This window comes from Streptosporangium sp. NPDC053982 (genome assembly GCF_055585205.1).
The window spans coordinates 267,774-294,021 of sequence record NZ_JBVJKQ010000009.1 but is presented as its reverse complement, the minus strand read 5'-3'; the positions used below and the strand labels follow the sequence as shown (position 1 = coordinate 294,021).

Annotated in this window: 22 protein-coding genes; 11 read left to right on the top strand and 11 right to left on the bottom strand. The window is 73.2% G+C overall.

Translation table 11 applies throughout. The annotated features are described in order from the left end of the window. Positions 1-23: 23 nt before the first annotated feature. Complete coding sequence (gene treZ, locus ACZ6W9_RS18615; protein ID WP_389964519.1) at positions 24-1,727, top strand: malto-oligosyltrehalose trehalohydrolase; 1,704 nt, start codon at positions 24-26, stop codon at positions 1,725-1,727. 136 nt (positions 1,728-1,863) lie between these two features. Here treZ and ACZ6W9_RS18610 read toward each other — a convergent pair whose 3' ends face one another. The 3 genes from ACZ6W9_RS18610 to ACZ6W9_RS18600 form a co-directional block, all read right to left on the bottom strand. Next, complete coding sequence (locus ACZ6W9_RS18610; protein WP_389964522.1) at positions 1,864-2,835, bottom strand: YbgA family protein; 972 nt, start codon at positions 2,833-2,835, stop codon at positions 1,864-1,866. 44 nt (positions 2,836-2,879) lie between these two features. Then, positions 2,880-3,401, bottom strand: coding sequence for an RNA polymerase sigma factor (locus ACZ6W9_RS18605; RefSeq protein WP_389964525.1), 522 nt, complete (start codon positions 3,399-3,401; stop codon positions 2,880-2,882). 355 nt (positions 3,402-3,756) lie between these two features. Next, positions 3,757-4,788 (bottom strand): MerR family transcriptional regulator, encoded by a 1,032-nt coding sequence (locus tag ACZ6W9_RS18600; protein WP_470118760.1) that lies wholly within the window; start codon positions 4,786-4,788, stop codon positions 3,757-3,759. A 261-nt stretch (positions 4,789-5,049) separates the two neighbouring features. Here ACZ6W9_RS18600 and ACZ6W9_RS18595 point away from each other — a divergent pair, with 261 nt between their 5' ends. The 3 genes from ACZ6W9_RS18595 (at position 5,050) to ACZ6W9_RS18585 (ending at position 8,053) form a co-directional block, all read left to right on the top strand. Further along, positions 5,050-6,366 (top strand): cryptochrome/photolyase family protein, encoded by a 1,317-nt coding sequence (locus ACZ6W9_RS18595; RefSeq protein WP_389964531.1) that lies wholly within the window; start codon positions 5,050-5,052, stop codon positions 6,364-6,366. Positions 6,367-6,489: 123 nt separating this feature from the next. Next, positions 6,490-7,431, top strand: a complete 942-nt coding sequence (locus tag ACZ6W9_RS18590; protein ID WP_389964534.1) for a hypothetical protein — start codon at positions 6,490-6,492, stop codon at positions 7,429-7,431. Positions 7,432-7,648: 217 nt separating this feature from the next. Next, positions 7,649-8,053, top strand: a complete 405-nt coding sequence (locus ACZ6W9_RS18585) for a VOC family protein (RefSeq protein WP_389964537.1) — start codon at positions 7,649-7,651, stop codon at positions 8,051-8,053. Positions 8,054-8,170: 117 nt separating this feature from the next. On the opposite strand, the gene ACZ6W9_RS18580 is transcribed toward ACZ6W9_RS18585, so the two are convergent. The 6 genes from ACZ6W9_RS18580 to ACZ6W9_RS18555 form a co-directional block, all read right to left on the bottom strand. Next, complete coding sequence (locus tag ACZ6W9_RS18580; protein ID WP_389964540.1) at positions 8,171-8,515, bottom strand: hypothetical protein; 345 nt, start codon at positions 8,513-8,515, stop codon at positions 8,171-8,173. A 102-nt stretch (positions 8,516-8,617) separates the two neighbouring features. Then, positions 8,618-9,295, bottom strand: coding sequence for a uracil-DNA glycosylase (locus tag ACZ6W9_RS18575; protein WP_362930367.1), 678 nt, complete (start codon positions 9,293-9,295; stop codon positions 8,618-8,620). Between the two features lie 77 nt (positions 9,296-9,372). Continuing rightward, the gene (locus tag ACZ6W9_RS18570; protein WP_362930369.1) at positions 9,373-10,251 is read right to left on the bottom strand and encodes a carbohydrate ABC transporter permease; all 879 of its coding nucleotides are present in this window, start codon (positions 10,249-10,251) and stop codon (positions 9,373-9,375) included. Beyond that, positions 10,248-11,933 carry an ABC transporter permease subunit gene (locus ACZ6W9_RS18565; protein WP_389964544.1) on the bottom strand — a complete coding sequence of 562 codons (1,686 nt, stop codon included), beginning with the start codon at positions 11,931-11,933 and terminating at the stop codon, positions 10,248-10,250. The genes ACZ6W9_RS18570 and ACZ6W9_RS18565 overlap by 4 nt, the downstream gene beginning before the upstream one ends. 12 nt (positions 11,934-11,945) lie before the next feature. Next, complete coding sequence (locus ACZ6W9_RS18560; RefSeq protein WP_389964547.1) at positions 11,946-13,271, bottom strand: ABC transporter substrate-binding protein; 1,326 nt, start codon at positions 13,269-13,271, stop codon at positions 11,946-11,948. A 128-nt stretch (positions 13,272-13,399) separates the two neighbouring features. Next, entirely contained in the window at positions 13,400-14,659 is a 1,260-nt protein-coding gene (locus ACZ6W9_RS18555) for an ABC transporter substrate-binding protein (RefSeq protein ID WP_389964550.1), read from the bottom strand. 131 nt (positions 14,660-14,790) lie between these two features. On the opposite strand from ACZ6W9_RS18555, the gene ACZ6W9_RS18550 reads away from it, so the two are divergent. The 3 genes from ACZ6W9_RS18550 (at position 14,791) to ACZ6W9_RS18540 (ending at position 18,424) form a co-directional block, all read left to right on the top strand. Then, the gene (locus ACZ6W9_RS18550) at positions 14,791-15,297 is read left to right on the top strand and encodes a PadR family transcriptional regulator (protein ID WP_362930377.1); all 507 of its coding nucleotides are present in this window, start codon (positions 14,791-14,793) and stop codon (positions 15,295-15,297) included. Beyond that, positions 15,294-16,040: an ABC transporter ATP-binding protein gene (locus ACZ6W9_RS18545; protein WP_362930378.1), complete on the top strand. Its 747-nt coding sequence runs from the start codon at positions 15,294-15,296 to the stop codon at positions 16,038-16,040. Before ACZ6W9_RS18550 ends, ACZ6W9_RS18545 begins: the two co-directional genes overlap by 4 nt. 104 nt (positions 16,041-16,144) lie before the next feature. Further along, a complete protein-coding gene (locus ACZ6W9_RS18540; RefSeq protein ID WP_389964555.1) occupies positions 16,145-18,424 on the top strand; it encodes an FtsX-like permease family protein in 2,280 nt (759 codons plus the stop codon). Positions 18,425-18,550: 126 nt separating this feature from the next. Here the strand turns inward: ACZ6W9_RS18540 and treS are convergent, their stop codons facing one another. Both treS and ACZ6W9_RS18530 read right to left on the bottom strand, forming a co-directional pair. Beyond that, complete coding sequence (treS, locus tag ACZ6W9_RS18535; protein ID WP_389964558.1) at positions 18,551-20,239, bottom strand: maltose alpha-D-glucosyltransferase; 1,689 nt, start codon at positions 20,237-20,239, stop codon at positions 18,551-18,553. A 462-nt stretch (positions 20,240-20,701) separates the two neighbouring features. Beyond that, positions 20,702-22,369 (bottom strand): asparagine synthetase B family protein, encoded by a 1,668-nt coding sequence (locus tag ACZ6W9_RS18530; RefSeq protein ID WP_362930384.1) that lies wholly within the window; start codon positions 22,367-22,369, stop codon positions 20,702-20,704. Positions 22,370-22,439: 70 nt separating this feature from the next. Between ACZ6W9_RS18530 and ACZ6W9_RS18525 the strand changes: the two genes are divergently transcribed. From ACZ6W9_RS18525 to ACZ6W9_RS18510, 4 genes are read left to right on the top strand one after another with little or no spacing between them, the layout of a single operon-like run. Further along, complete coding sequence (locus ACZ6W9_RS18525) at positions 22,440-24,422, top strand: glycosyltransferase (RefSeq protein ID WP_470118755.1); 1,983 nt, start codon at positions 22,440-22,442, stop codon at positions 24,420-24,422. 10 nt (positions 24,423-24,432) lie between these two features. After that, positions 24,433-24,582 carry a hypothetical protein gene (locus tag ACZ6W9_RS18520; protein WP_389964564.1) on the top strand — a complete coding sequence of 50 codons (150 nt, stop codon included), beginning with the start codon at positions 24,433-24,435 and terminating at the stop codon, positions 24,580-24,582. After that, entirely contained in the window at positions 24,579-25,250 is a 672-nt protein-coding gene (locus ACZ6W9_RS18515; RefSeq protein WP_389964567.1) for a DALR anticodon-binding domain-containing protein, read from the top strand. The genes ACZ6W9_RS18520 and ACZ6W9_RS18515 overlap by 4 nt, the downstream gene beginning before the upstream one ends. Before the next feature lie 59 nt (positions 25,251-25,309). Continuing rightward, positions 25,310-26,128: a neutral zinc metallopeptidase gene (locus ACZ6W9_RS18510; RefSeq protein WP_389964569.1), complete on the top strand. Its 819-nt coding sequence runs from the start codon at positions 25,310-25,312 to the stop codon at positions 26,126-26,128. The last annotated feature ends 120 nt before the right edge of the window (positions 26,129-26,248 follow it).

The following is a 26,248-nucleotide window of genomic DNA, read 5'->3' as shown; positions in this document are numbered from 1 at the left end:
GTTCCGGAGAGGGAGTGAACGGCGTGTTCGAGGTCTGGGCCCCCGCGGCGACGGCGGTGGACGTGGTGATCGGTGACGTCCGCCACTCGATGGACGCCGCGGGCGGCGGCTGGTGGACCGCTGAGGTGGCCGGGGCCGGCCACGGCACCGACTACCGGTTCAGCGTCGACGGCGGCGACCCGCTGCCGGACCCGCGCACCCGCTGGCAGCCCGAGGGGATCTTCGGGCCGAGCCGGGTGTACGACCACGGCCGGTTCCCCTGGAACGACGAGCTGTGGCGGGGGCGGAGCCTGCCCGGCTCGGTGATCTACGAGCTGCACGTCGGAACCTTCACGCCCGCCGGGACCTTCGACGCGGCGGCGGGGAAGCTCGACCACCTCGTCGAGCTGGGGATCGACTTCGTCGAGGTCATGCCGGTGCCGCCGGTGCCGGGGAGGCGCAACTGGGGCTACGACGGGGTCGACCTGTGGGCCGTCGCGGACGAGTACGGCGGTCCCGACGGGTTCAAGCGGTTCGTGGACGCCTGCCATCTGCGGGGCGTCGGGGTGATCCTCGACGTGGTCTACAACCACCTCGGCCCGTCGGGGAACTTCCTGGCGCCGTTCGGCCCCTACTTCCACGACAGCGCCGCCTCCTTCTGGGGGCAGGCGGTCAACCTGGACGGCCCCGGCTCCGACGAGGTGCGCCGCTACTTCATCGAGAACGCGTTGCAGTGGCTACGCGACTACCACGTCGACGGCCTGCGGCTGGACGCCGTGCACGCGCTGCACGACAGGCGGGCGGTCCACTTCCTGGAGGAGCTGTCGGCCGAGGTGGACGTCCTGTCGGCGGCCGTGGGCAGGCCGCTGACGCTCATCGCCGAGTCCGACCTCAACGATCCGCGGCTGATGACCCCGCGCGAGGCCGGCGGGTACGGCCTGGCCGCCGCCTGGAACGACGACGTCCACCACGCCCTGCACGTGGCGGTGACCGGGGAGCGGCACGGCTACTACGACGACTTCGCCGGGGCGCTGCCCAAGGTGCTGACCTGCGCCTATCTCCACGACGGCACCTTCTCGTCCTTCCGGGGCCGTTCGCACGGCCGCCCGGCGCGGCACGTCCCGGGGCACCGGTTCGTCTGCGCGGCGCAGAACCACGACCAGATCGGCAACCGCGCCGAGGGCGACCGGATGCCGGCCGAGGCGCTGCGGCTGGCCGCGGGGCTGCTGCTGACCTCGCCGTTCACCCCGATGCTGTTCATGGGCGAGGAGTGGGGCGCGAGCACGCCGTTCCTGTTCTTCACCGACCACGTCGAGCCGCACCTGCGGGAGGGGGAGGCCGACCGGCGGCGCCGGGAATTCGTCGGCTTCGGCTACGACGACTGGGCGGACCGGGCCCCCGACCCGGGCGAGGAGACGACGTTCACGCGCTCCAAGCTCGACTGGAGTGAGCTGGACCGGGACGCCCACCGGGCGCACCTCGACTGGTACCGGGCGCTGATCGCGCTGCGCAGGGCGCATCCGGAACTGTCGGACCCCCGGCTGGACCGGGTCCGGGTGGACCACGGCGACGGCTGGCTGGTCGTCCACCGGGGATCCTGCCAGGTCGCGGCCAACCTCGGCCGGGTCGCGCTCACCGTACGGCTCGCGCCGGGTCAGGTGCTGCTGGCTTCGGACCCGAAGGTCACCGCCGAGGGCGAGGAGCTGTTCCTGCCGCCGCGCTCCCTGGCGATCGTCAAGGCCGGCTGACCGGGACCGGACTTGAGGCCGGGTCGGGAGCCGGGCGTGCCGGTCGCGTGACGTGGTCGTGACGCCGCCCGGCGCGTCCGGGGTCTGGGCGGGCGCGGCCGGGCGGCGGGCCGGTGCGGCGGGCCGGTGCGGCGGGTCAGGCCGGGACGTGGTTGCGCAGCCGCAGCGCCCGCGGGTAGGGCGCGAAGTAGGTCTGGTCGCGGACGTACTCGGCGGCCTCGCCGCGCGCGTGGTGGCGCAGCAGGGTCGCCGGGACGCTGAGGGCCACCTCCCCGGCGCGGTAGGAGTCGATCACCTCCGCCAGGTCGGCCCGGCGGGTCTCGTCCAGGTGGTCCTTCATCATCCCCATGCAGTGCTGGAGGACGTTGACGTTGCGCCCGATGCTCGCCTTGCAGGCGAGGGCCGTGCGGAAGGCGTGGGCGTAGGCGACGGCCAGCTCCTCCCGGGAGGCCGTCCCCGCCCGGGACACCACCTGCCCCGCCCGCTGGTAGGAGACCGGGTCGTGGGCGAGCAGCTGCATCTTGTGCCGGGAGTGGAAGGCGATCAGGTCGCGCGGGCGCCAGTCGCTCTCCAGAAGCGCGCGCAGCCGCGCGTACGCGAAGATCCGCTCCACGAACGTCTCGCGGAGCAGGGCGTCGTTCAGCCGCCCCTCGTCCTCGACCGGCAGCAGCGGGTGGGCGTCCAGGACGCGGGACGCGAAGACGCCCATGGCCCCGCGGTCCACGACCCTGTCGCCCGCGTAGACCGGGATGCCGTGGATGCCGCAGCTCGGGCTCCTGGCCTTGAACACGTAGCCGTCCACGTCCAGGGTGAGCGACCGCTCGGCGGCCAGCGCGTTCATCCGGCCGGTCAGGTCCGTCCCGGTCTTCCTGGTGACCAGGCGCGGGCCGTCGGCCGAACGCTCCAGCCGCAGCGACTCCCTCGGCGCGCCGAGGCCGATCTCCATCTCGGGGCAGACGCGCACCCAGTCGACGTACGGGTCCAGCTCCCCGCTGACGAAGCGGTCGCGGCTGTGCCCGCCGTTGAAGCGCACCGGGTCGCCCAGCAGGCAGCTCGACACCGCCACCCGCGGCCGGGGCTGCCGGTCCATGTCGTTCCACTCGCCCATGTCATCCATGGTGTCCCCGTGGTCCGCGGCGTCCCGAGGGCGGGTCATGCCGCGGGGGCGAGGATGTCCGACAGCCGGCGCAGACCGCGCGCCGTACGGGCCTTGACCGTGCCGAGCGGCACGCTCAGCCTCTCGGAGATCTCCCGCTGGGTCAGATCGCCGTAGTACGCCAGTTCGATGGCCTGGCGCTGGGGCGCGGGCAGCTCGGCCAGCGCCCGCAGCAGCTCGTCACGGGCGGCCAGCCCGTCCCCGTCCGTCCGGCCGTCCGCGCCGGCCGGGTCGGCGACCACGTCCAGCGGCACCGTCTGCAGGGTGCGCACCCGCAGGTGGTCCACCGCCCGGTTGTGGGCGATGCCGATCAGCCAGGCCGTCAGGTTGCGTTCGGGGTCGAAGCGGTGCCGTGAGCGCCACACCTCGGCGAACACGATCTGTTGCACGTCCTCGATCTCCTGCGGCGGGATGAAACGCCGCAGGTAGGAGCGGATGAGCGCACCGTGCGCGGTGAGGCACTCGGCCAGCGCCGCGTCGTCGCCCTGTGCGAGCCGGACGTTCAGGGTGTCTTCCATGGTGACCTCATTTACCCGGGAAATCTATTCAAAACTTATTCATACCCGGCGGCTTCCATGAACGCAAACGAACCCGCCGGTCAGAGCGGTGTGCGGAGGGCGACGGGCAGCCGGAAACGACGGCAGGGAGGCGGTTCTCCGGCCCCGCGGAGAGACGGCCGCCGAGTCGGGACCCGCGGACGGAACGGCGGCCGGGAAACGGGCGGGCCGGCGGCCGGAGCCGCCGGACGGGTGTCAGCGGGCCGGAGCCGGTGAGCCGGGGATCAGCGGATCGCCTCGCGGATCCGGGTGAAGGCCTTCTGCGCCTCCCGGACTTCTACGGGCTCCTGGACTTCTACGGGCTCCTGGAACGAGATCAGCGGATCGCCTCGCGGATCCGGGTGACGGCCTCCTGGAACGAGGTGACGAAGGTCACCGACGGCGGCAGGCCGTCGCCCCACCCCGGGCCGCCCGCGACGATCCGGCTCGCCGGGCGCAGCGCGGGCAGTGAGCCCAGCGGCGCCGGGTCACCGGTCTCGGACCGCTGCGACCAGACGAAGACCACCCCCGGGCTCAGGCGGCGCATCGCGTCGGCCAGGGCCGGATACGGGGTCCGGGCCCCCAGCACCCGGGTCTCCAGGCGGTGCACGGTGGCCAGCTCCGCCGCCAGGGCGTAGACCGGCAGGCTGTGCTGCTCCTCGGCGGCGCAGGCCAGCAGTACCGGGCGGTCGTTGACCGGCCGGTCGGGACGTCGGACGAGCCGGGTCAGCGCGGCCAGCACCCGGTCGGAGAACAGGTGCTCGATCTCCACGCTCGCGCCGGTCTCGGCCTGGCGGCGGCAGATCGTCTCGAAGACCGGGAGCACCAGCCCCTCCCAGGTCCACACCACCCCGTGCCGCTCCAGCGCGGCGCCGATCCACTCGGCCACGGTCTGGCTGTCCAGCGCCACCGCGGCCCGTGCCAGCATCGCCACGGTCGGGACCTGCGCCCCCGCCCCCGGCGCGTCCGGCATGACCGGGGCGATCCGCCCCCGGGCGAGGTCGCCCTGGGTGACGGGGACGGCGGCGCCCAGCCCTGGGTCAGGGCGCAGCAGCCGTTCCGAGGGGACCTCCCACCGGGCGGCGCCCGGCCTGAGGACCTCCCGCGCCGCGTCGGCCGCCGGGACGCCGAGCTTGATGAGGCGGTTCATCTCCTCAAGGCGCCGCAGGTCGGCGGTGTCGTAGCGGCGGTGCCCGCCGGGGCTGCGGTGGCTGGGCCCGATCCCGTACCGGAGGTTCCAGGTGCGCAGCGTGGGCGCCGGAACGCCGAGCCGGCGCGCGACCGCGCCGATGCCGTAACCCGGTTCGTCCCCGGGAGCCGGCACGTCCTCGGAGACCGCCCGGCCCGCCTCGTCCATTCTCGTCGCCACCCCGATCCCTCCTCGGTCGTCGTCCTGCACCAGCTTGCCAGGAGAGTGACGCCCCCGGTCCGGGGCGTCCCTCCACGCATACTCCTTCGTACGGCCCACCTGGGCGGATGCAGGACGCTCCGGAGCGGATCCACGCGGGTGGGCGCGGCGGAGGAGGGGAGACCCGCGGAGACGCCCGGAGCGGAGACGCCCGGAGCGGAGGCGGGGAGACCCGCGGGGCGGATGCAACCGCTCCCGGACGGTCACGCGAAGTCACCTTCGATGGACACCGTCATCGTCTTGCTCAACCGCGACCTGAGGGTGCACGACCACCCGGCGCTCGCCGCCGCGTGCGCGCGGGCCCGCCGGGTCGTCCCCCTCTTCGTGCTGGACCCCTCCGTGCCCGCCGGCCGCCGGTCCGGGTTCCTGGCGGAGACCCTCGCCGACCTGCGCCTGTCGCTCCGGGAACGGGGCGGCGACCTCGTCATCCGCCGGGGCGACGCGGTGGCCGAGACCGTACGGCTGGCCCATGAGATCGCCGGCGGCGGAGGCGGCGACGGGTCCGGCGCGGGGACCGTCGAGGCCGTCCACGTCAGCGCCGACGTCAGCGCCCTCGCGCGGCGCAGGGAACGCCGCCTGGCCGGGGAGTGCGAGCGGCACCGGATGGAGTTCCGGGCCTTCCCCGGGGTGACGATCGTGCCGCCCGGCGCGGTCACCCCCTCCGGGAAAGGGGACCACTACCGGGTCTTCACCCCCTACTGGCGGGCCTGGCAGGCCCATCCCCGCCGCGGGGTGCTTCCCGCCCCGGCCAGGGTGACCCTGCCCGAGGGGCTGGACCCCGGCGCCCCGCCGCCCGGCCGGTCGCACCGGCCGCACGAGCTGTTCCGGGGCGGCGAGACGGTGGCGCGCCGGCGCATGCGGCAGTGGCTGAAGTACTGCGTGACCGACTACGCCGCCGGCCACGACGACCTCGCGGGCAACCGCACCTCCAAGTTCAGCCCCTACCTGCGTTTCGGCTGCCTGTCACCCCTGGAGCTGGAGTCGCTGGCCGAGGACGGCGACGACTTCGTGAGGCAGCTCTGCTGGCGCGACTTCTTCTACCAGGTGACGATGGCCTTCCCGGCCATCAACCGCACCGACTACCGGCCGCGCGGGCTGACCTGGAACGACGACGCCGACGCCTTCCAGGCGTGGAAGGAGGGCCGGACCGGGCTGCCGATCGTGGACGCTGGGATGCGGCAGCTCCTGGCGGAGGGCTGGATGCACAACCGCGCCCGGATGCTGACCTCGTGGTTCCTGGTCAAACGGCTGCGGATCGACTGGCGGGCGGGCGCCGACCACTTCTTCGACCTCCTGCTCGACGGCGACGTGGCGAACAACTACGGCAACTGGCAGTGGGTCGCCGGGACCGGCAACGACACCCGGCCCAACCGGACCGTCAACCCGGTACGGCAGGCCCGGCGGTTCGACCCGGACGGGGAGTACGTCCGCCGCTACGTTCCCGAGCTCCGGGACGTCCCGCCGAGGGCGCTCCACGAGCCCTGGCGCCTGCCGTCGGGGGTGCGCGGCTATCCGTCGCCCCTGGCGTCCCCGGACTGACCGGCCGCCGGGGTCGCCGGGGCAGGCGCGGTGACCCGCCGTGCTCGGTTCCATCGGCCCGAGCAGGGCGGAATCAGGCGGAACCCGGCGGAACTATTTCCCGCCATCGGGCGTCGCAGAGGTGTGGACTCCTTCGACGGCATCGACGACGACCTGCGCGCGGCCCGTGAGCGGGTGCGGCTCCTGGAACGACTGACCCGCCAGCGGCAGGTGGTGACCTCCCAGCTCGACGAGGTCGGTGAGCTGATCGGCGAGCTGGAGGCGCGGCTCGCCGAGGAGGAGCGCGACGTGTCCCGGCTGGAGGGCGGCGGGTTCGCGGCGTTCCTGGCCGGTCTGACCGGTTCCAAGGAGGAGAGGCTCGCCAGGGAGCGCGCCGAGGCCCAGGCCGTACGGCAGCGCCTCGAAGGGCAGCGCACCCGCCTGCGGTGGCTGGAGGCCGACCGGGCGGAGGTGGAGCGGGGCCTGGCCGGGACCGGCTCGGCCCGCGAGGAGTTCACCGCCCTGCTCGAACGCAAGGAGCGGCTGCTGACCGGGTCGGCCGACCCGCGCGGCCGGGAGCTCGCCGCCCTCGCCCGGCGGCTCGCCGACGTCCGGGCCGACCTGCGCGAGCACGAGGAGGCCCACCTGGCCGGGACCGTCGCCGGTCAGGCGGTGGAGCGGGTCCTGCGCTGCCTCGGCGGCGCCCGCGGCGCCTCCACCTGGGACGTGCTGGGCGGCGGCATGCTGGCCGACATGATCGAGAACGGTCACCTGCGCGACGCCGACCAGGCGGCCTGGCAGGCTCAGCGCGCGCTGGACGCCTTCGCCCGCGAGCTGGCCGACGTCGGCGTCCACGCCGATCCGCGGCTCCCGCAGATCGACACCCGGTGGTTCGCCGACATGTTCTTCGACAACATCGTCTTCGACGCGCTCAAGCATCGGCGGATCGCCCGCACCGGCGAGGCCGTCGCGGAGGTCGGGCGCTGGGTCGGCGGCACGGTGAGCGGCCTGGCCTCCCGCCGCGCGGAGCTGGCGGGCGAGTGCGACGCGCTCCTCGGGCGTCGTGAGGAGATCCTGACCGGCTGACCACCGGGTCGGCGGGCCCGGCGCCCTGGCGTCCAGCCGGCCGGGCGCGGACGGCCCGGCTCCCCGTACGCCGGAGCGGACGGCCCGGCGCCCCGATCGGCCGGATGCCGGACCAGCCGATGGGGCAGGCGGGCCGATGGGGCTGACGGGGCGGCCCGGCGGTGACAAGCTCGGCGTGAAGGCAGCGCACGTCCCGAGCGGCTCGATGGAGGCCGGCATGTCGACGCCCCGCGTGGTCCCGTTCCTTCGCTACGAGGACGCCCCGGCGGCCGTGGCGTGGCTGGGTGAGGTCTTCGGGTTCCACCCGCTGGCCGCCCCGCCCGGCGGCGGGGACTCCGCGTGCGTCCGGCTCGCCCTCGGGGACGCGGTGGTCGTGCTGGCCCCGGTCCGCGACGGCGAGCCGTACCTGCGCAGCGCCCTGGACCTGCCCGCGGTCAGCCAGGGGGTGTTCGTCGTGGTGGACGACCTCGACGCCCACTACGAGCGGGCGGCGGACCGGGGCGCGGAGATCGTCACGGAGATCGAAGCCACCCCCGACGGCGCCAGGGCCTACCTGGCCTTCGATCTGGAGGGCCAGCTCTGGGCCTTCGGGGACGGCTTCGGGACCGGCGGTCCCGGCTAGGTCCGGTCCCGCGGATCATCTCGCGGTGTCCGGGTGCCGTTCCGCGGGCCCCCGCCGTGAGCGGGGGTCCGGCGGCCACGGCGGGCGGGACGGTCCACGGAGCGGAGCCCGGCGGCGCTAGTGGTGGTGGTCGTGCCCGTCATGCCCGTCGTGCTCGTCCTCCTCCGCGGGGCCCTCGGAGGGCTCGACGCCCAGCACGGCCTCGCGGGGCTCGATCGACTCGATGTGCTCGATCAGGCCGAGCACGTGGTCCGGCTCGATGAGCCACTGCAGCGAGGTCGCCCCGCTGTCGTCGGCGGAGACCATCTCCGCCTGCTCCCGGCGCTCGGCGTCGTCGAGGTCGGCCTCGGGGTGGTTGATCTCTTTCAGCGCGGCGGCCTGGAGCGCGCCCAGGTCGGTCACCTCCACGGTCAGTTCGACTGTGAGGCGAAGATAGCGTTCGGTGCCCGATTCATCACTCATGGTGGTAAATCTTAGTGCCCCCGGCGGGCCGGACCGACCTGGGACGCCTGTGGATCATCCCGCCTGCCGTGGCCGGCCGGGCGGGGATCCGCGGAAGGGAACCTACGGGAGCCGCCAGTCGACCGGGTCGGCGCCCTGCTGCTCCAGCAGGTGGTTGGCGCGGCTGAACGGGCGGGACCCGAAGAAGCCGTTGCGGGCCGACAGCGGGCTCGGGTGGGCCGACTCGACGGCCGGGTAGGGGTGCAGCATCGGCCGCAGGTTGCGGGCGTCACGCCCCCACAGGATCGCCACCAGCGGCTTGCCGCGCTCGGCGAGCGCCTTGATGGCCTGCTCGGTGACCTCCTCCCAGCCCTTGCCCCGGTGGGAGGCCGGCTTGCCCGGCATGACGGTGAGGACCCTGTTGAGCAGCAGCACGCCGTGCTCGGCCCAGGGGGTCAGATCGCCGTTGCCCGGCATGGGCAGCCCGAGGTCCTCGGTCAGCTCCTTGTAGATGTTGCGCAGGCTGGCCGGGATCGGGCGCACGTCGGCGGCCACGGAGAAGCTCAGGCCGATCGGGTGGCCCGGCGTGGGGTAGGGATCCTGGCCGACGATCAGCACCTTCACCTCGTCGAAGGGCTGCTGGAAGGCGCGGAGCACATTGGGGCCGGCGGGGAGGTACTGCCTGCCCTCGGCGACCTCCTTCCGGAGGAAGTCGCCCATCTCGGCGATCTTGCCGGCGACCGGCTCCAGGGCCTTGGCCCACCCGGCTTCCACGACTTCGTTCAAAGGGCGTGCGGACATGGGGAAACCCTATCGACCTTTGAGGTCCGGTACGGCTCGCTCGGGAAAACCGGGCAAGCCGTACCGGACCTGCCCCCTTACTTCACCGAGCCGGCCATCATCCCCTGAACGAAGTACCGCTGGAAGGCGAAGAAGAGCACCAGCGGGATGATCAGGGAGAGGAAGGCGCCCGGCGCCAGGATGTCGATGTTCGTTCCGAACTGCCGCATCTGCGACTGCAGGGCCTTGGTCATCGGCTGGTTGTCGGAGTCGGCGAACACCAGCGCGACGAGCAGGTCGTTCCAGACCCAGAGGAACTGGAAGATCCCCAGCGACGCGATCGCGGGCTTGGCCAGCGGGAACACCACGGTCGAGAAGATGCGCCACTCACTCGCGCCGTCCATCCGCGCGGCCTCCAGCAGGGAGCCGGGGATGCCCACGAAGAAGTTGCGGAGCAGGAAGATGGCGAAGGGGAGCCCGAACGCGACGTGGAAGAGCACCACGCCGACGATGGAGCCGAAGATGCCGAGCGTGCCGTAGAGCTTCGCGATCGGGATCAGCGCGATCTGGATCGGCACCACCAGCAGGCCGACGACCACGAGGAACAGCGGGTCCCGGCCGGGGAAGTCCATCCAGGCGAACGCGTAGGCCGCCATGGCCGCGATGCCGATCACCAGGACCGTGGCGGGCACCGTGATGGCCACGGTGTTCCAGAACGACGAGGTGAACCCGGTGGCCAGCAGGTCGCCGTAGCTCTTCAGGGTGAACTCGGCCGGCTTGGTGAACGCGGTCCACCAGCCGGTGGAGTTGTTGGCCGCCTCGTCGCGGATCGAGACCACGAACAGGCCGAGGGTGGGGACCAGCCAGAAGACGCCGATCAGGACCATGAGGGCCTGGATCACGCCGCCGCCGATCCGGTCCGCGACCCGGCCCAGGGCGCCGCGCCGCGGGGCTCCGGCGATGGTGGAGGTTGTCACTGGTTGTCCCTCCTGAACCGGCGGATGTTGATGACCATGAACGGCAGGACGAGGATCAGCAGGAAGATGGCCAGCGCGCTGCCCAGGCCCTGGTTGTTGCCGCCGCCGAAGGCGACCCGCCACATCTCCAGCGCGATCACGTTGGCCTGCGGCTGCACCGATCCCGGCGCGATGACGAATACCAGGTCGAAGACCTTCAGGGTGTTGATGATCATCGTGACGAACACGACGAGCAGCACCGGCGACAGCAGCGGCACGGTGATCTTGCGGAACACCTGCCACTCCGTGGCGCCGTCGATGCGGGCCGCCTCCAGGGCGTCACGCGGGATGGCCGACAGGCCCGCCGCGATCAGCACCATGGAGAACCCGGCCCACACCCAGATGAAGGCCCCGATGATGGCCGGGGTGATCAGCGTCGGGCCGAGCCAGGAGACCCCGCCGAAGGCCGCCTCGAAGTTCGACTGCGGCAGCCGTACGACGTAGTCGCCCGGGGCCAGGCCGGTGAGGCGGAAGGTGCCGTCGGCGCCGGTGGTGCCGGTGGCCTTGACGGCGCCGTTCTGCACCGCCTCGACCGTCAGTCCCGAAAGGGCCTTCTCGGTGGGGTCGACCTCGTTGATCCGCCCGCCGCCGCCCTGGGTGAAGTCCACCCAGACGGTGCCGGCCAGCTCGCCGGGTCCGGCCTGCGGAGCCGCCTTGGCCGTGGAGGCCGTGGCGAGGTCGGCGGGCTTCACGCCCACCAGCGGGACCAGTACGGCCTTGCCGGGCTGCGCGGGCTGCCTGGTCACCACCGCGCCCTGCTGGGCGGCGATGGGCGCCTGGTCGTTCTCCCGGGGCCGGGCGTCGGGGAAGCCGGTGTGGCCGCCGAAGACGCCCTGGACCGAGGTGATGACGGCGTTCGCCACGCCCCGGTCGGGAGCCTGCTCGTACACGAGCCGGAAGATGACGCCGGAGGCCATCAGGGAGACGGCCATCGGCATGAAGACGATCAGCTTGAACGCGGTCGCCCAGCGGATCCGCTCGGTCAGCACCGCGAAGATCAGGCCGACCACGGTCACGATGGCGGGGGCCACCACGACCCAGATCAGGTTGTTCCTGATCGTGGTGAGGGTGCCGGAGTCGGAGAAGATCGCCCCGTAGTTGTCCAGCCCGACGAAGGCGTTCCCCGTGCTGTCGTAGAGGCTGCGGAAGATCGAGTAGATGATCGGGTAGATCACCATCGCGCCGAGCAGCACCACGCCCGGCAGGAGGAACAGGATCGCCAGCGTCGGCGACGGCCCCAGCCGGGAGGGGCCGCGCCCCGCTGCGGGAGCGGCCGCTCCGGGGGCGGCCGCCCCGGCGGTGGCGATCTCCGGCTCGACGGCCGGGGTCATCCGCTCGGCGGGGTCGTCGGAGGTGGCGGGGGTCACGTCGGCGAGGGCGGGGTGGACCTCGCCGTCGGCGCCGGGGCCCTCGGCCGCCTCGCCGGCGGTCCCGGCGGCGTCGCGGGTGTCCGCGACCGTGTCCCCGGGGTCCGCGGCGGTGCCGGCGGGGGCGCCGGAGGTGGTCCCGGCGTCCGCCGGGGGTGGGGGCTCCTCGCGTGGTCCGGCGGAGGAGCCGGGTGCGTCATCCGGTCCGGGAGAGGACCCGCGGGCGGCGTCGCCGCCGCCGCGCGGGGCCCGCGGGCCGTTCAACCGTTCGGTCACGGCCGCTCTCCCTTACTTCCAGGCCTTCTTGGCCTCGGCCTCGAGCTGCTTCTGGATGTCCTTGATCTTGGAGGGGTCGCGGACGAAGTCCTGCAGGAGCTTCCACTCGCCCTTGCCGTCGGTGCCGCCGAAGGCGCTGGGGGCCAGGTCGGACATGTCGTAGCGGACGGCCTCACCGGCCGAGACGATCGTCTCGGCGAGCTTCTTGGTCAGCTCGGAGGGGTAGTTGTCGGGCGAGACGTTGCGGTTGGGCGACAGGTAGCCGGGAAGCTTGGCCCAGACCTCGCCGCCCTCCTTGGAGGCGAGGAACTCCATCAGCGCCATCGCGCCCTTGGACTCCTTCATGACCACCGCGATGTCGCCGCCCAGCACGACCGGCTCGGTGTCACCGGCCTTGGGGAACGGGAAGTACTTGGCCTCCTCGCCCACCTTGGCCTTGGACTCCTCGGCGGTGGTGCCGACGAAGTCGGCCTCGATGACCATCGCCGCCTTGTCCTGGCCGTAGACCTGGGTGACGCAGGTGGGGAAGTCGGTCTGCAGGGCGCCGGAGGTGTCGCCGAGCAGGAACTCCTTCTTGCCGACGAGCTGGCCGATCTTCTCCAGCGCGGTGGTGACCGAGGGGTCGGTCCAGGGGATCTCGTGCTTGGAGAGCTTGGTGTAGTTCTCCGGGCCCGCGCTGGACAGGTAGACGTTCTCGAACAGGTCGGTCAGGGTCCAGCCGGAGGCGCCGCACAGGGCGAACGGCGGGGTGCCGGAGTCGGCGACCGTCTGGGCGGTCTTGACGAACTCGTCCCAGGTGGTGGGCGGCTGCGCGCCGGCGTCCTGGAAGGCCTGGTCGCGGTACCAGACCAACGACTTGTGCGCCGCCTTCATCAGCACACCGTAGGTCTTGCCGTCGGCGGAGCCCAGCTCCTTCCAGTACGGGGTGTAGTTGTCGTCGAGCTGCTTCTGCACCTCGGGGGAGAGCTCCTTGAGCGCGTTCTCCTTGGCGTACTGCTGCAGCAGGCCCGGCTGGGGCAGGATCGCGATGTCCGGCGGGTTGCCGCCCTGGATGCGCGGGCCGAGGTAGGCGCCGGTGTCCTCACCGGTGGAGGCGTAGGTGACCTTGGCGCCGGTCTTGGCCTCGAACGCCTTGAGGACCTGCTCGAAGTTGGCCTGCTCGGCGCCCGTCCACTTGGCGGCGACCTCGACCTTCACGCCCTCGAGGGTCTTGGCCGCCGGGGCCGCCGCGCTGTCGCTCGCGGCGGCGGAGGGGGAGGCGGCGTCGTTCTGGCCGCCGCAGGCGGCGAGTGCGAGCGCGAGGCCCGCGGTGGTCAGGGTGATGACGGATTTGCGCATGCTGGGAAGACCTCCTGTGCTTGCGGAGGACCCGTGGGAGCCGGGTCCTTCCAGGGGGGTGGCGGAGGAGGGAGGGCCGTGCGGAGCGAGAGTGGGGATGACGACTCGGACGGGGGGATCGCCCCCGGTCACTGAGTCCGTATGATCTCGCTGAGCTGGCCTTTGATGGAGGCGACGATGTCGCCGTCGTCCTCCTCCAGGGGATGTGTGAGGGCGTTGGAGACCGCGCTGGCGATCACCAGGCTCACCTGGTTGTAGTTGGCGCTCGCCGGTCTGGGGCGGGCGGAGAGGATGCTCTGCTTCAGAACCGGTAGGTAGGGGAAGCGCTTGATCAGGCCGGGGTCGTCGTACAGCTCGGCCCACACGGGCGGGAACGAGCCGTCGGCGAGCACCCGCCGCTGGTTCTCCAGGCCGGTGAAGTAGCGGATGAACTCCACCGCCGACTTCTGCCGCTTGGAGTAGGCGCTGACCGCGAGGTTGACCCCGCCCAGCGAGCTGGAGCCGGGACCGTTCAGGCCGGGCAGCCGGGTCACCCCGAACTTCTTCCCGACCGCCGAGGCGGTGGCCGGGCCGTAGGCGTGGGGCCAGTTCCTGGCGAAGGCCAGGCGGCCCTCCTGGAACGCCAGCCGGGACTCCTCCTCCTTGAAGGAGAGGGCCTCGGCCGGGATCCATCCCTCGCGGACGCCGCCGGTCAGGAAGTCCAGGCCCGCCTTGGCCCGGTCGGCGTCCATGGTGACCCGCGTGCCGTCCGGGCTGAGGATGTCGGTGCCGGCCGACTGCACGGCCTCGGCGAAGTTGACGGTCAGCCCCTCGTAGGCGAGGAACTGCCCGGCGTAGCCGCCGACGCCGTACCTCTCGTGCAGGGTCCTGGCCTGCTCCCGCAGCTCCGCCCAGGTCGTGGGCGGCTTGAAGCCCTGCTTGGCGAGCAGGTCCTTGCGGTAGTAGAGCAGGCCGGCGTTGCTGGTGTAAGGAACCGCCCAGAGCTTGCCCCGGTAGAGCGCGGTGTCGACCACCGGCGGCAGGAACCGGCCCAGCGGGAACGCGCCGCGGTCGAGCGGCACGATCCAGCCGGCGTCGGCGAACTCAGCCGTCCAGACCACGTCGAGGCCGAGGACGTCGTATCGTTCGCTCTTGGCCTGGAGGTTGGCGACCATCTGGGCGCGCTGCTCGTCGGCCGCCTCCGGAAGCTCCAGAAGGGTGACGCGCTCGGCCGGATGGGCCTCGTTCCAGCGGTCCAGGAGCGGCTGGAGATACCCGGTGGTGTCCCGTCCCGTGACGAAGGTGATCGGACCGGTCCCGCTCGACCGTTCCGGTGTCTCCTGCGCGACGGCCCCCGAGCATCCCGCCGCAAGCAGCGCGGCGAGCGCGACCGGGAACAGTCTGCGCATGATTGCCACCTCGTTTCGGTGCGGTTACATACGTGTTAGGTAGATGCATGCATGTTATGCACAGCGTTAATGTGGACGTCAACGGATAAGGCCGTAACGCTCAGATAACGAGCTCCTGGAGGAGGTGGGGCGTGAGGCTGTCGCTGCTGGCGCTCCTCGCGAAGGAACCTGCCCACGGGTACGAGCTGAAACAGGCGCTTGAGCAGATCTTCGGCCGGGCGTACCCCTCGCCGAACATCGGGCAGATCTACGTGACGCTGGGCCGGATGGAGAAGGACGGCCTGGTGAAGGCGGTGGACGTCGAGCAGTCCAACCGGCCGAACAAGAAGGTGTACTATCTCACCGCCAAGGGCCGGGACGCCCTCGACGCGTGGGCCGACGAGCCCACCGAGGGCCCCAGGGTCCGGGACGAGTTCTTCATGAAGCTCGTGCTGGCCCCGATGACCGGCATCGCGGACCGGACGGCGCTGATCAACCGCCAGCGCCGCCACTACCTCGCGCTCATGCGCGACCTCAACGAACTGGCCGAGCGGACCGACCGGGGGGATCGCGTCGCGCTCCTGCTGATAGAGGGGGCCATGCTGCACCTGCAGGCCGACCTCGACTGGCTCGAACGCTGTCAGGAGGACCTCCCGTGAGTCCACCCCCCATCGTGAACACCGTCAACCTCGTCAGGATCTACCAGGACGGCGGGGTTCCGGTGCCCGCCGTACGAGGGGTGGACCTGAAGGTCGAGGCGGGGGAGTTCGTCGCGATCATGGGGCCGTCCGGGTCCGGCAAGTCGACCCTGGTCCACATGCTCGGCGGCCTGGACGCCCGGACCAGCGGCGAGATCTGGCTCGACGGCTCGCGCGTCGACGCGCTGAGCGAGAGCGCCTGGGCGCTGCTGCGCCGCAGGAAGATCGGTTTCGTCTTCCAGTTCTTCAACCTGGTCGCCAACATGACCGTCGCCGACAACGTCGAGCTGCCCGCGCTGCTGGCCGGAGCCTCCCCCCGCGAGGCCCGCGAGCGCCGGGAGTACCTCCTCGGCGAGCTCGGCCTGGCCGACCGCGCCGACGCCGCCCCCGCCCAGCTCGCCGGCGGCGAGCAGCAGCGGGTCGCGCTGGCCCGCGCGCTGGCCAACCGGCCGAGCCTGCTGCTGGCCGACGAGCCCACCGGCAACCTCGACAGCCGCAACACCCGCGACGTCCTGCGCCTGCTCGGCGAGGTCCACCGCGACGGCCAGACCATCATCCTGGTCACCCACGACGCCCGGGTGGCCAGCCTGGCCGACCGCGTGGTCTCGCTGCTCGACGGCCAGATCGTCGACGACGGGGCCGTCGGCCCGGTACGGCGCCGCCCCCGCGCCTCCGCGGGCGACGTCGTCGAGCTGAGGAGCTAGCCGCCGATGAGCACGACCGGCCGCCCGCCCGCGCGCCGCGGGACCCACGTCGCCCCCGCGCGCCGCGGGACCGGCACCGCCCCCGCGCGCCCGGGGGCCCCGGCATGAGCACGGCCAGGGCATCGGCCCGGTGGATCCGCGCCGACCTGAGGGCCCGCCGGGGCCAGGCGCTGCTGACGGTGCTCGCGGTCGCGGGGATCGTCACGGCGCTGATCGTCTCGGTGACCCTCCTGGAGGACGGCACCAACCCCTGGCGGGGGCTGTTCGCCGAGTCCCGCGGCGCCCACGTGTGGATCCACACCAGGGACGCCCCCGACGTGACCGCGCTGTCCCGCCTGCCGGGTGTGGCCGAGGTGGCCGGGCCGTACCGCACCGCACCGGTGACGCTCACCCTGGAGGGCAAGAAGTCACCGGTGGCGCTGCGCGGGATGGCGGCGACGCCGCCGGCGGTGGCCACACCGCTGGTCCGGCAGGGGCGGTGGCTGCGCCCCGGCGACATCGACGGCGTGGTCGTCGAGCGGTCCTTCGCCGAGGCGCTGGGCCTGCGGATCGGCGCCCCCTTCCCGGTCACCGCGCTCAACGGCGCCTCGCACCCGATGACCGTGGTCGGCCTGGCAGACACCGCCGACCAGGGCTTCTACCCCGAGTGGACGCCCGGCCTGGCCTGGACGCTCACCTCCACCCTCGCCAGGGTCGAGCCCGCGCTCGGCCGCAGCGAGTCGGTCACCGGCCTGCGGCTCGTGGACGGCGAGGACACCCTCCCGGCCGTGCACGGCGCGGTCACCCTGCTGGACGACCAGATCCAGCGCATGTCCACCTGGCGTGAGATCCGCGCGGCCATGGAGCTGGACAACCGGCTGCTCGGCCTGCTGCTGGCCCTGTTCGGCGCCACCGGGCTGGTCGCCGCCGCGCTGGCCGTCGCCAACGCGGTGGGCGGCCGGGTGCTCACCCAGACCCGGGACATCGCCACCCTCAAGTCGCTGGGCTACACCCGGGGCCAGATCTTCGGCCTGCTGACCGTGGAGCACGGCGCGCTCGGCCTGCTCGGCATCGCCTGCGGGCTGGTCTGCGGGCAGCTCGTCGCCTTCTTCGCGCTGGACGGGATGCCGCTCCTGCCGCCGTCGCCGCTGCCGCTGCTGCTGATCATCCTCGGCACCGCCGCGGTGGTCGTGGTCGCCGCGGCCCTGCCCGCCTGGCGCGGGGGCCGCACGCCGCCGCTGCCCGCGATGCCCGCCGCCCCGCCCCGCGGCCGCCTGTCGCGGATGGCCCGGCTGGCCCTCCTGGTACGGCTGCCGCCGGCGCTCGTCCTGGGCACCCGCGACGCCTTCACCCGGCGGACGCCCGCGCTGCTGAGCATCTTCGGCCTCGCCGTCCCGATGATGATGATCACCATCGGGCTGGGGTGCTGGGCGACCCTGGACGACTTCCTGCGCCACCCCGAGCGGGTCGGGCAGGCCGCGGCGCTGGTCGTCCACCCCGACAAGCTGCCCGCCGACGAGGCCGCCCGGCTGGCCGCGGCCGACCCGCAGGTGCGGGCCGTCTACCCCGGCGCCGAGGTCTCCGCGCTGGAGCCCGAGCAGACCAGGACCGTGCTGGCCAGGGCGCTGGGCACCTCGGCGGAGCCGTACCCCTTCCGGGTGGCGGAGGGGCGGATGTTCGCCGCCCGGGGCGAGGCGCTGGCCGGGCAGGGGCTGCTCGACCTGCTGGGCGTGAAGATCGGCGACCGGGTGCGGATGACGGTCGGCGGCACGCCGCTGATCGTGCACATCGTGGGCAGGGTGGTGGAGCCCGACCAGGACGGCGAGGTGCTCTCCCTGGGGATGGACACCCTCGCGGCCAAGGACGCGGTGCCGCCGCAGTTCTACAGCCTGGTGCTCGCGCCGGGAGCCGACCCCGCGGCGGTCCGGGCCCGGCTGCTGGACGCCTCCGGCGAGAAGCTGGAGGTGACCCGGGTGGTCAACCCGGCCGAGCGGCTCTCGGTCATCCGCGTGGTGATCGTCGCGCTGATCGCCGTGCTCTCGCTGCTGGGCCTGGCGAACCTGCTGACCGCCAGCGCCCTGGGCCTGCGCGACCACGCGCTGGACCTGGCGGTGCTCAAGGCCATGGGCCTCACCCCCCGGCAGGTGGCCGCCACGCTGGTCACCGGCACCGGCCTGCTCGTCGTGCTGGGCGTGGTGGCCGGCGCCGCCGCCGGGACCTCCGTGGTGGCGGGCCTGGTGGACCTTCAGGGCCACACCAGCGGCGTCGGCGCGGGCATCGGCCGGGCCCCCTCGCCGCTGACCCTGGCCGTCGCGGTGGCCGTCGCGGTCGGCGCGGCCCTGCTGGTCGCGCTCATCCCGGCGAGGAAGGCCGCCCGCGCCCAGGTCCCGGTCACGGCCCGATAGCCGCGGGCCGGCACCGCCGGCGCCGGCCCCCGGTCACGCTCCGGGCCCGGGACCCGGGCCCGCCGAACGCCGCGAACCGGTGCGGTACGGCGGGGCCGTACCGCACCGGTTCGCGGGCGGGACCGTCTACGGGCGGGTGAGGGAGAACCAGTAGAAGCCGTAGGACGGCAGGGTCAGCAGGTAGGGGAGGGTGCCGATCTGCGGGAACGGCACCGAGCCGCGGGCCTCGACCGGCGTCATGCCCTCGAAGCGGCGCAGGTCCAGCTCGACCGGCTGGGGGAACTTCGACAGGTTGTTGACGCACAGCATCAGGTCGTCGCCGTCCTCGCGGATGAAGGACAGCACGGCCGGATTGCCGGACCACAGCTCGTTGTAGACGCCCGTGCCGAAGACCGGGTGGTTGCGCCGGATCTCCAGCATCCTGCGGGTGAAGTGCAGCAGGGACGCGGGGTTGCGCTCCTGGGCCTCGACGTTGATCGCCTGGTAGCCGTAGATCGGGTCCATGACGGTGGGCAGGTACAGCCGGCCCGGGTCGGCCTGGGAGAACCCGGCGTTGCGGTCGGGGCTCCACTGCATCGGGGTGCGGACCGCGTCGCGGTCCTCCAGCCAGATGTTGTCGCCCATGCCGATCTCGTCGCCGTAGTACATGACCGGTGAGCCGGGCAGCGACAGCAGCAGCGCGGTGAACAGCTCGATCTGGTCGCGGTCGTTCTCCAGCAGCGGGGCGAGACGGCGCCGGATGCCGAGGTAGGCGCGCATGCGCGGGTCCTTGGCGTACTCGGCGTGCATGTAGTCGCGCTCTTCCTCGGTGACCGTCTCAAGCGTCAGCTCGTCGTGGTTGCGAAGGAAGATGCCCCACTGGGCCTTCTCCGGGAGCTTCGGCGTCCGGGACATGATCTCGGAGATCGGCTCGCGGCTGCCGCGCCGCACGGCCATGAAGATGCGGGGCATCAGCGGGAAGTGGAACGCCATGTGGCACTCGTCGCCGCCGGTGGAGGGGTCGCCGAAGTACTCGACCACGTCCTCGGGCCAGCCGTTGGCCTCGGCGAGCAGCACCCGGTCCGGGTAGAGGCGGTCCACCTCGGCGCGGACCTTCTTCAGGTAGGCGTGCGTCTCCGGCAGGCCGGAGCAGGGCGTGCCCTCACGCTCGAACAGGTACGGCACCGCGTCGAGGCGGAAGCCGTCGATGCCGAGGTCCAGCCAGAACCGCAGCACCTCCAGCATGGCCTCCTGGACCGCCGGGTTGTCGTAGTTGAGGTCCGGCTGGTGGGAGAAGAAGCGGTGCCAGTAGTACTGCTTGCGGACCGGGTCGTAGGTCCAGTTGGACTCCTCGGCGCCGATGAAGATGATCGGGACGTCGGGGTAGCCGGTCGGCTCGTCGGCCCAGACGTAGAAGTCGCCGTAGGGACCCTCGGGGTCGTGGCGGGACGCCTGGAACCACGGGTGCTTGTCGCTGGTGTGGTTCATCACCAGGTCGGTGATGATGCGCAGGCCCCGCTGGTGGGCCTCCTCGATGAGCTTCACGAAGTCCGCCAGGTCGCCGAACTCCGGCAGGATCTTCATGTAGTCGGAGATGTCGTATCCGCCGTCACGCAGGGGCGACTCGTACAGCGGCAGCAGCCACAGGCAGTCGACGCCGAGCCACTGGAGGTAGTCCAGTTTCTCGATGAGACCGCGGAGGTCTCCCGTGCCGTCGCCGTTGGAGTCCTTGAACCCACGGACCAGCACCTCGTAGAAGACCGCGCGCTTGTACCACTGCGGGTCGGAGGAGACGAAGTCCTCGGACACGGTCTCGGGGGAGGGGGATGCGTGCATCGTGTTCTCGCTCAGGGTGAGAAAGGGCAGGACGATGTCGCCGGTCTACCGGCTGGACATGTTGTGGTGACCGCGCTGGCCGGGAGTCGTCATCCCCATGAGCTCCGGGCCCCGGTCGGACCGAATTCGTGGTTCGGTGCCGTCCGTTTGTGGCGCTTTCTGCGCGAAGACTACCAGCCGGAGGGGTGCGGGGAACCCCCAGAAATCGGACGGTCTCCGCTCCGTTCCGCGGATTCCCCGCGAGTATCGCGCCATACGCGCGTAGCCGTCACGACACTTACCGTTCCTTTACCGTGAAGCCGTCGGCCACGATCACGCTGACCTGGGCGTACGGTCACCCGGCCGGTCCGCGCCGGGGACGGTGGGAAAGGGTTTTCCGGCGATGCCGTCCCGGGGGTTCCGGGGCGCGGCCGTTTCGAACGGGGGGAGCCGGACGGGTCCGGAACCCCCGGAGGGCGTCCCTCAGGCCCAGGGCGGGGTGAGGCCGGTCAGGCGCTCCTCGTTGTCGGTGAGCCAGGCCCCGAAGAGCACCAGGCCGCGCACCCAGAACCGGTCGTTCCACCCGTTGAACCGCGCCAGGGCGTCCGGCCCGGCGGCGACGACGTCCTGGAGCTGCTCCGACAGCAGCTCGGGCACCGTCGAGGCGACCCGGGCCAGCATGCGGTGACCGTACTCCCTGGCCGGCGCGGCGGCCGAGCGCAGCGGGACCCGCTGGAGCGGCTGCTTGACCACGTTGGTGGAGGGCAGCGCCGCGACGCGCGGATCGGCCGCGTGCAGCAGCTCCCGGTAGAAGCGCCCGCCGTCCTTCCTGGCCACCCCCACCGACAGCGCCGCGTCGAAGAAGGCCGGGTGCATGAACGGCGCGACGAACGACACCTCGGGCCCGACGAGGTCGACGGCGGAGCGGGCGATGCCCCGGGCCGTCCGGGTGTGCAGCACGGAGAGGGGCAGCTCGGCCCGGTGGCCGTTCAGCATCGAGGTCGACTGGTCGAAGGCCGTCCGCACCACGGAGCCGATCCACTCGTCGGCGGCCTCGGACAGGAACGGCACCGAGGGGGCGCCCAGCGACAGCGAGCCCAGCAGCGCGGCCTTGCGCTCGGCCTGCGAGGAGGCGGTGATCGCGGCCCCGCTGACCATGAAGTTCTTCAGCAGCGGCCCGCCGGCCAGGCCGTCCACCAGGGTCCGGCCCGCCCGGTGGACCTCGCGGGCGAAGGGGGCGTACCAGGCGTGGTGCGGGGTGAGGAAGGAGAGACGCCGGGCGACGTCCAGCGCGTCGGAGGGGTAGGCGGCGGGGTCCTGGGGGATCACGCGGTGCCGTACGCCCAGCTCGCGGGTGATGGCGCGGGCGAAGGCGATGTCGGTGTCGGTGCCGTCGTCGGGGCTGGTCGTCCACGACTCCACGTCGGCGCCCCGGGACACCGCGACCGAGCACAGCAGCCGCGAGTCGTAGCCGCCGCTGACCGGCACCAGCAGCGGCCGGTCCTCGAAGTCCTTGTAGACCTCGTGCAGGATCTCCAGGATCTCCCCGGCCGAGCGCCCCGCCTCGAACGGCTCCTCCCGCAGCCAGCGGGGCAGCATCCGCTCGGTGGCGATCCGGCCGGTTGCCCGGTCGAGCACCAGGGCCCCGGCCCCGGCCAGCCGCTTGACCCCGGTGTAGGGGGTGTCGTCGCGGAGCGGGAAGGTGACCTGGATGATCGCGGCCCAGGCCTCCCAGTCGACCTCGTGGGGCCCACGCGTGAGCGACAGCAGGGGCTCCAGCAGGGAGGAGAAGTAGACCACGCCGTCCAGCGCCAGGTAGTAGACGTCGACCAGGCCGAGCCCGCCGGCGTGCAGCACGATCCGCTCGCCGTCGCCGATCAGGCCGGGCGTCTCGTACTCCTCCGCGATCCCGATCCACGACCGGGTCCGGCCCGGTCCCGACGGCCCGCGCTCACCCCAGGCGAACGCCCACGTCCCCTCGCCGCGGTGGTACGGCGGCAGCGGCGAGGAGCTGAACAGCGCCGCTCCCGGCTCGCGCAGCGCGGGCCGTACCCGCGGCCCGGCCTGCCGGAGGGTCTCCAGCGCGGCCTCGTCGAGGTGGCCGATGCCGCCGCAGACGTACGGCCTCACATTGAACGTCGGCCACTGCACCGTGCTACTCCTCTTTGTCGCGATTGAGTAAAGGGTATCCTTTCGCCCGGCTAAGGAATCGGAGGACGGCGTGACGGGCGATCAACTCGAGAGCACACGGCTGGCGCTGCGGGACGCCGTGGCCCAGGCGGAGCGGGCCGCCGAGCTGGCCAGACTGCTCGACGCGGCGCAGGCGAAGATCGCCGACGCGGAGCGCGCATCGGCCGAGGCGAACGCGCTGCGCGAACGCCTGGAGCAGGCCGAGAAGGGCCTCGCCGCGGCGCAGGCGGCCGAGGAGAGGCTCCGCCGCGACCTGGCCGAGCAGCGCTATCAGGCCGAGGTGGCCAGGTGGAAGCTCTCGTCGGTGCAGGTGGCCCGCTGGTCCCGGCTCGGCGACGCGATCAAGACGGGCAAGAGCAACCCGGTCAGGCTGGCGCGCGGCCTGCGCGGGGCCGCCAAGCCCGCCAAACGCCCGGCCGCGCCCAAGCGGCAGCCCATCCCGGTCACCAGGAAGACCGACCGGCAGATCCCCGGCGCGTCGTTCCAGGCCACCACCTCCACCCGGATCGTCGGCGGCGCCTCGGTCAAGCTCAAGCCCTTCCGCGTGCCGACCGGCCCCAACACCCGCCCCCACCTGACCGCGGCCGTCGTCGCCGAACCGCACGCCGAGGCGCTGCTGCGCTACGAGTGGCGCCAGACCGCCGGGTTCACCCCCGGCGACTTCACCCGCGCCCTGTCGGCCGAGGTCCCCCACCTGCTGCTGGTGGAGTCGGTCACCGAGGGCCCCTGGGCCGACGAGGTGCGCGAGGCCGGCCCGGGGCTGCGCGCCCTGCTGGCGTGGTGCGCCGAGCGGGGCATCCGCACCGTCTTCTGGCACACCCACGGCGAGGTCGGCCGCTTCACCGCCGCCGCGGGCCTGTTCGAGCACGTCGTCTCGGCGCTGCCCGGCACCGTCAAGGAGTGGGGCGCCGCCCTGGCGGCGCGGGAGCCGGAGCCCGGCCGCCGCCCGCCCTCCCTGGGCCTGTTGCCCTTCGCCGTCCAGCCCCGGGTCCACAACCCGCTGCCGCTGGCCGGAGACCGCTTCGACCGGGTGCTGACCCTCGCCGAACTGCTCCCCGCCCACCTGTCGTATCCCGACGTCCTCACCTCCTACCGCTGGCCCAGGGCCGTGTACTGCCCGCCGGGCACCGAGCCCTGGCGGATGGCCGAGCTGGCCGCCTGCGGCACCCCGATCACCCCGGTGAACCCGGCCGGAGCCGTGGCCGAGGCGCCGCCGCAGGCCGGGCCGCCCGCCCCGCCGGACGCCCTCGCCCTCTCCGCCGACGACCGCCGGGCCCACGCGGCGCTCCGCCAGGTCTACGCCGGCGGCACGATGAGCCACAAGGTCGACGACCTGCTCGACGCGATCGGCCTGCCCAGCGCCCGCGCCACCCTGAACATCTCGGTCATCCTGATCGACCGGGGCGACCTCGACCACGCCCTCGCCCAGGTCGCGCCGCAGAAGGGCGTCGTCCAGCTCGTCGTGCTGTCGGACGCCGCCGACGCGGCCGAGCGGGCCCGCGCCGCGATGCCCGACCGGGTGGACGTCACGGCCCGCCGCGCCGAGTCCGGGACGACCCTCGGCGGCATGCTGAACCGCGCCCTGGACCTGTGCGAGGGCGACCTGGTCGCCGTCATGGACGGCCGCGACCTCTACGGCGAGCACTACCTGACCGACCTCGCCCGCCCCTTCCTGTTCACCACCGCCGACATCGTCGGCAAGGCGGCCTACTTCGCCCACATGCGCGACGTCGCCGCGACGGTGCTGCGCCAGCCGGCGGCCGAGTACTCCTATCTGCCGGAGGTCTCCGGGGCGACGCTGCTGGCCCGCCGCGCCGTTCTGCGCGGCATCGGCTTCGCCGACGTCTCCGAGGGCTGGGACGAGGTGCTGATGCGTCAGTGCCGGGCCGACGGGATCAAGGTCTTCTCCGCCGACCGCTACGGCTACGTGTGCGTGCGCGACCGTGACCGCTGGCTCCTCGGCGCGGCACGGCTCGTCGACTACGGCCCGCCCGAGCCGCACGCGCTCGTCTAGACTGCGCGGCGTGGCACCGCTCACCGGCGCGTTCACCGCCGTGACGCCGCTCACGGGCGCGCTCACCGGCATGACGCCTCTCACCGCCATGGCACCGCTCACCGGCTCGTTCGCCGGTGTGACGCCGCCCGCGGGCGCGACCCCCGGCGGCCGGCCGTGACGCCCGGCGGGCTCGCGGAGGTCCTGGGCCTGCCGCCGATCCCGCGCGGCACCTGGGCCGAGGCGGCGACGTACGTCTCCCCGGCCGCGCTGCGGCGCGGCGAGGACCCGGAGGCGATGGCGGCGCGGCTGCGCGCGCTGCCCGGGATCGCGGCCGTGCGGGTACGACCGGGCGGGTTCCTGGAGATCGAGGTCGCCGTGCCGGGGGAGCTGGTCGCCGAGATCGGCCCGGCCCCGGTGGCCTCCACGGTCCCGGCCGCCGCCGGTCCTCCTCCCTGGCCGGACCTCCCGCGGACCTGGGCCAACCCGGGCTTCGCCGTACGGTACGCCCACGTGCGGGCGGTGGCCGTGCAGCGATGGGCCGCGGAGCTGGGCGTGGCCGGGGACTTCCGGCCCGAGCTGCTCACCGGCCGCCCGGACCGCGCCGTGCTCAGGTCGCTCGCCGAGCTGCCCGGCAGGCGGGTGAGCCGGGACCCCGGCTGGGCCGCCTACACCGAGCAGCTCGCCCTGGCCTACCACGACGCGTTCGAGCGCGCCCCCGCCCTGCCCTCGGGCGACGAGCCGCCCTCGCCGCTGCACGCCGCCCGGGTACGGCTGGCCCGCGCCGTACGGGACGTGCTGGCCGAAGGGCTGGCCGCACTCGGCGAGACAGCGCCGAGCCGCCTGTGATAAACCCTCACGGACAGTCCGTGGGGAACCTTTACGGAGCGAACGGACGGGAGGGGTCGATGAGCGGTCCGCGGGACTGGGCGCCCGGGGAGCCTCGCAGGCCAGGGGTGATCCGGCGCGTCCTGCCGATCGCGCTGGCCTTCGCGGTCATCGCGGGCGGGACGGTCTACCTCCGCGGCGACCTCCGGAGCCTCATCGGGACCGCGCCCGGCTCGCCCCGGTCGGCCGCCGCCACCCACCGCCTCTACGCCGCGACCCGGCCGGTCGGCGGACGCTGCGCCGGGCTGCCCCGCGACCTCGACGCCCGGGCGGGCGTGACCCTGCGCGCCCTGGCCCGCTGCCTGGACCGGATGTGGGCGGCGTCGCTCGCCGAGGCCGGCGTCGAGTACACGCCCCCCTCCGAGCTGCGGCTGGTCCGCGTCCCCGCGGACGCCGCGTGCGGCAAGGAGGACCACGACTGGGCCGGGATCTACTGCCCGAGGGACCGCGTGGTCAACGTGCTGGTCCAGGGCGGCGACGGCCGGACGGCCCCGATGATGTTCACCCTCGCCCACGAGTACGCCCACCACGTCCAGGAGGTCAGCGGGATCGCCGACCGGCGGGGCTCGGAGACCTTCGACGAGGCGTGGTCACGGCGGCTCGAACTGCAGGCCGACTGCCTGGCCGCGGCGGCGCTGCGGGTCGTCGGCCCGCGCCTGCTGCGCGACCAGCGCCGGCTGGCCGCCGCCGACGCCGGCGACGCGGACGGCCCGGCGGCGAGCTACCGCCAGTCGCACGGCTCGGGCGCCAGCAGCGCCGCGTGGATCGCCCGGGGGCAGCGCACCGGCACGGTGGGGGCGTGCAACACCTGGGGCGTCCCGGCGAAACAGGTGTCCTGACGGCCTCCCGGCGACGGGGGCGGCGGCGCGGCCCTTCGGGCACGGTCTCCCGGGTACGGTCCCTCCGCGCGGCGGGGCCGGGGCACGGATGTCCTGACGGCGAAAGCGGGGAGAAACGTA

Bases quoted from the DNA above. Each gene is read 5' to 3' on its own strand.
- ACZ6W9_RS18610 (WP_389964522.1), bottom strand. From the start codon at position 2,835: ATGGGCGAGTGGAACGACATGGACCGGCAGCCCCGGCCGCGGGTGGCG.
- ACZ6W9_RS18605 (WP_389964525.1), bottom strand. From the start codon at position 3,401: ATGGAAGACACCCTGAACGTCCGGCTCGCACAGGGCGACGACGCGGCG.
- ACZ6W9_RS18595 (WP_389964531.1), top strand. From the start codon at position 5,050: ATGGACACCGTCATCGTCTTGCTCAACCGCGACCTGAGGGTGCACGAC.
- ACZ6W9_RS18585 (WP_389964537.1), top strand. From the start codon at position 7,649: ATGTCGACGCCCCGCGTGGTCCCGTTCCTTCGCTACGAGGACGCCCCG.
- ACZ6W9_RS18580 (WP_389964540.1), bottom strand. From the start codon at position 8,515: ATGAGTGATGAATCGGGCACCGAACGCTATCTTCGCCTCACAGTCGAA.
- ACZ6W9_RS18575 (WP_362930367.1), bottom strand. From the start codon at position 9,295: ATGTCCGCACGCCCTTTGAACGAAGTCGTGGAAGCCGGGTGGGCCAAG.
- ACZ6W9_RS18560 (WP_389964547.1), bottom strand. From the start codon at position 13,271: ATGCGCAAATCCGTCATCACCCTGACCACCGCGGGCCTCGCGCTCGCA.
- ACZ6W9_RS18555 (WP_389964550.1), bottom strand. From the start codon at position 14,659: ATGCGCAGACTGTTCCCGGTCGCGCTCGCCGCGCTGCTTGCGGCGGGA.
- ACZ6W9_RS18540 (WP_389964555.1), top strand. From the start codon at position 16,145: ATGAGCACGGCCAGGGCATCGGCCCGGTGGATCCGCGCCGACCTGAGG.
- treS (WP_389964558.1), bottom strand. From the start codon at position 20,239: ATGCACGCATCCCCCTCCCCCGAGACCGTGTCCGAGGACTTCGTCTCC.
- ACZ6W9_RS18510 (WP_389964569.1), top strand. From the start codon at position 25,310: ATGAGCGGTCCGCGGGACTGGGCGCCCGGGGAGCCTCGCAGGCCAGGG.